The 3,749-nt window shown below is 52.3% G+C and carries 4 protein-coding genes; all 4 read right to left on the bottom strand.

Annotated features, from left to right (window positions below; translation table 11 throughout):
* Positions 1–596 (bottom strand): hypothetical protein (locus ACFDS3_RS19545; protein ID WP_375264011.1); only part of this gene is annotated, 596 nt, incomplete at its 3' end.
* Complete coding sequence (locus tag ACFDS3_RS19540) at positions 596–1,123, bottom strand: hypothetical protein (protein ID WP_375264010.1); 528 nt, start codon at positions 1,121–1,123, stop codon at positions 596–598. The genes ACFDS3_RS19540 and ACFDS3_RS19545, both read right to left, overlap by 1 nt.
* A gap of 35 nt (positions 1,124–1,158) precedes the next feature.
* Positions 1,159–2,373 (bottom strand): DNA methyltransferase, encoded by a 1,215-nt coding sequence (locus ACFDS3_RS19535; RefSeq protein ID WP_375264009.1) that lies wholly within the window; start codon positions 2,371–2,373, stop codon positions 1,159–1,161.
* Positions 2,370–3,260 carry a hypothetical protein gene (locus ACFDS3_RS19530; protein WP_375264008.1) on the bottom strand — a complete coding sequence of 297 codons (891 nt, stop codon included), beginning with the start codon at positions 3,258–3,260 and terminating at the stop codon, positions 2,370–2,372. The genes ACFDS3_RS19535 and ACFDS3_RS19530 overlap by 4 nt, the downstream gene beginning before the upstream one ends.
* Positions 3,261–3,749 lie beyond the last annotated feature (489 nt).

Raw genomic sequence — 3,749 nt, 5'->3', positions numbered from 1 at the left:
CGGTTGTCTGAATTGAATTCTGCCTTCATGTCGCAGTTGAGCCCATAAAGGTCGACCAACTGGAAGGCTACAGGAGTGAATTTATTTCCATTTCTTTCGACTTCAAATCCGACAAGGAGATGGTAGCCATCTTCTCCCACCTTGTGATCTTCGGAGGGGGATAAATAGAAAGATCGCTGTGTTGTGGCGTGATTGGCAGCTGCGTAAGTTTTTACCTCAAGGTATATCGGCGCATCGCCAGTTTCTATTTTTACATCCGGATACCCTGTTGTCTTGCCTTTTCCCGATTTGGCTTTGGGAGGGGCGGCATTCATTCCTTTGGCTTTGAGTGCTCTAATAACAAAAGGCTCTATATCGTTACCTACCTCATTCGGACGGGGCCGTTCGATTGGGGTAGCTTGAACCGCTCGACATGTTTCCCGCATCGCTTCTACAATGTTATCCAAAGTCGCGCGATTGCCACCGGAGTCGGGATCGAATTTATCCACCTTAGCCCCGCACAGAGACTGAATAACAACCTCGAAGGGGATGCCTTTCACCGGCTTTAGAAACTGCGCAAGTGCCTCTTCTAACTGCTTTTCTCGTTCCGTAGTCATTATTCTTTTCCGGTTATTTGAATAGGAAAGTGATCCATGGGTCTTAAGTCGCGTATGGCAATGTATCTGCAGCGATAGCCGCCACGACCTCCGCCCTTTGCGCCGAAATCACGCAAAGGCGCAGCATCAACATCTTCTGATCTTGCCCATCCAGATATCCTGCATATCCATCCGGGTTTAATATTTCGAGCGTTTCTGTCTGGCGTGTTGATTATTACTTGCACGTAGCATTCTGGCTGCCGCTTCGCGGCATAATCTTCGCGTACTAAAAGGTTCAAAGTATCCCGAAAGGGGAATGCACTTGTTTTAATTTCGATGCGATCGTAAAAATCTGCTTTGCCTTTTGTGTTGAGGACGTCGTGTTTCCTCCAGTCGCCAAGAAACCACTGTCCGAACGCAAACTCTCCAATAAGTCCGGTCAGCGTGTCGATAGGCGACGCAACTGTACGGTTTACCCTTACTGCTTCGATGTTATCTCGGGCAGCATCAAGCATCTCTTGGGTGACTGGTATGTCTATGTATCGCAATGACTTCTCCCTGTTTTAGGGAAAAAGGCACACGATCAGCTCCGCTGCAAGAGAACAATGCGGTTGCTGTTAGTTCCGCTCGCGTTGTTAGAGACGCCCCAGCAGTTGGATGTTTTGGTAAAGTCTTGCTGGTTGATCATCACGCCAAGCGTGGTCAGAGGTAAGCCTTCGGCAGCGGCAATCACATGCTCTTCGAGGCGTACGGTTCCGTTGCGGACCTCTCCCACCTCGAAAGCGATGTGACCTCCTGGACGGGTGACACGGGCTAGCTCCTTCAGCGTGGATGCGACGAATGCTTGCCATCCCTCTACGCTGCGATGCTTAGTGATCTGCACCGTCTTTGGGTCTACACCCAGAAACCAGCATCGCAACCAGTTGTCAGCCTCATAGTTCACGATATCGAGAAAGGGTGGAGAAGTAATGGTGAGGGATACCGACCCGTCAGGGATGGCGGGGGTGTCATGGGACTGGCCAGTCACAAATAGGCTGTCTTTCGCTTCGACCGAACCTTGGGACAGGAGACTTCGCGACTTCTTCTCGATGATTCCTGCAACATTCCGGAGAGGAGGAACCTGCTCGCGCTTTTCATTGATTTTACGCTGTCGCTCGACCGATACGGCTTGGTTCGGAGGTAGGGTATAGACTGAGAAAAAACCTGAGGAATGACCCGTTAGGCGATTGATAGCGACCATTCTGATCCATCGATTAACTTGGTCAAGTTGGCCTGCCTCTTCCTGTTTAATAAGCCACTTCCGCAGGCCCTCGATGTGCGCCAAGACAGTGGGATGGTAGAAAGTCAGCAGATCTTCATTCTCAACACTCTCGAAGCTCTCCCAAGGGATCTCCATTAGCCTTGCCCGAACTTGAGCCAAAGTCGGTGGATTAATCCTTGGCTCAGTGAAAGCTCTGCTTAGAGGGTTAGTATCATTCCCATAGGGAATGCGGCCTCGTAGGGCAGCCTCAACAGGTGTCGTCCCTCGCCCCATAAAAGGGTCATAGACGATCTCGCCTGGTTTGCTCAGGCGTTCGATGAAAAAGGCAGGTAGCTGCGGCTTAAAGCAAGCCCGATAGCTCACCTCATGTATCCGATGCGCTTGGCGCTGGCGAGCGGTCCAAAACTCATTGATAAAGTATGGAGTGCCGTCAATGGTTTCTAGCTGGGTCGCTTCCCCAAAAGCGGAGTAGTCTCCCAACTCTTCGATTATGTTTTTGGGGGATTCGCTCGCAAATAGGGGTAGCTGCTGATTCATTGTCCTGCTCCAAAAATTTTCTTGTGCGCGGCCCGCGCAATATCGCTTTCTCGGCGCGGTGTCGTCTGGACCCTTCCACCAGGCATTTCTAACGTCATTGTTGTGCCAATCTCTCTGGACCATTCCGTGCGCTCGTCGGGCGTAAGGCCGGACCACCAGTCCAGCGCCGCTTCACCGCATTTGTCATCAATCATTGGTGGAGCATATCCGTTTGTCTGTCGCTTCCTTCTGGCGGTGCTGTGACGCTCGTTCTCAACAACGGTTTCCGCAGCACTGCCAAGCCCTTTCCAGCGCCAATCGAACCGGACCGCTACTACACTTCGCCCCTCTCGATCAGGCGTTGCAGCAACCTCAACCGTTCCAAGATCGTTAATGGCCATTACAGCAGGATCGAGAACCCGCTGCCGGAAGGAATTGAAGCGGTCGTAACTTCGTTTGCCGTCGACACCTAGGGACATTTTTAGGTCGCCTAAGTCAAAGCGCCAAGAAGGCCGTCTCAATCGCTTCTTGTCCGCCAATAGGGCGTATAGTTTCCTCGCATGGGGAGGGAGCTGAACGAGAGCTTGCTCTTCAATTTTAGCGAAAGTCTTAGGAGCATTCAGTGCGGCCACCGCAGCAGGAGGAAGAAGAAGGCGTACGATCCGCCCACCATCTTCCCAGACTTCTTGCGCGACCAGTTGAGCGGCCCATTCGGAATCCTTCTCTACACCCTCGAGCTCAATCTTTCGCAGCCGCCGGAGAAGCTGGCGAAGCCAAACGTTGTCATCTCTCGCTCCAGCTCCTCGAAGACTTGCCGTGGGCAAGCTCAGCCAAACGGCATCACCTTTAGCAGGATTGATCCTCTTCTCGTCCAAGGCATTAGCAATGCGCCAGATTAGCGCGGTCATCGCGGGTGTCAGGGGACCATCCGCACGAACTGATATGAGAGAAGAGGGAACTGTCAGGCTCTTGTTCATTCGACAACTGTTATACGACAACAGGATGTTGTCAATATAAGTTGTAGATGCGCTCCGGCGTGTTGTCGTGAACCCTCCGGCGTGTTGTCGTGAACCCTCCGGCGTGTTGTCGTGAAGGCCTGTTTTCGCTCCGGCATGTTGTCGTGAAGGCTGACAGTAACAGTGTTGAAGTGGCGACACTTCGACACTCGACACTTCAACACTGCAAAACAGGATTTACCCCATTCTCCGAATGGCTGTGGCTAGGACTGAAGAGATCGAAGACGAAAAAAACCATTGAAGGCAAAGTGCTCAAGAAGAACCAAGGCGAACGGTTGTAAGATCAGCCGGAGAATACAGCACTTGATCGGGTGTCGAGAGGGCGAAGCGCCTCTCGCCCGGGGGTTTCGAAAGGGGCGCGGAGCGGGCCCCTTCGCCGGA

The sequence above is a fragment of the Palleronia sp. genome, from assembly GCF_042089775.1.
Classification (GTDB): Bacteria; Pseudomonadota; Alphaproteobacteria; order Rhodobacterales; family Rhodobacteraceae; genus Palleronia.
The sequence above is the reverse complement of the archived record's forward strand: the minus strand, read 5'-3'. Positions and strand labels throughout refer to the sequence as shown.

Coding starts and splice junctions, on each gene's coding strand:
- ACFDS3_RS19535 (WP_375264009.1), bottom strand. CDS start 2,373: ATGAATCAGCAGCTACCCCTATTTGCGAGCGAATCCCCCAAAAACATA.
- ACFDS3_RS19530 (WP_375264008.1), bottom strand. CDS start 3,260: ATGACCGCGCTAATCTGGCGCATTGCTAATGCCTTGGACGAGAAGAGG.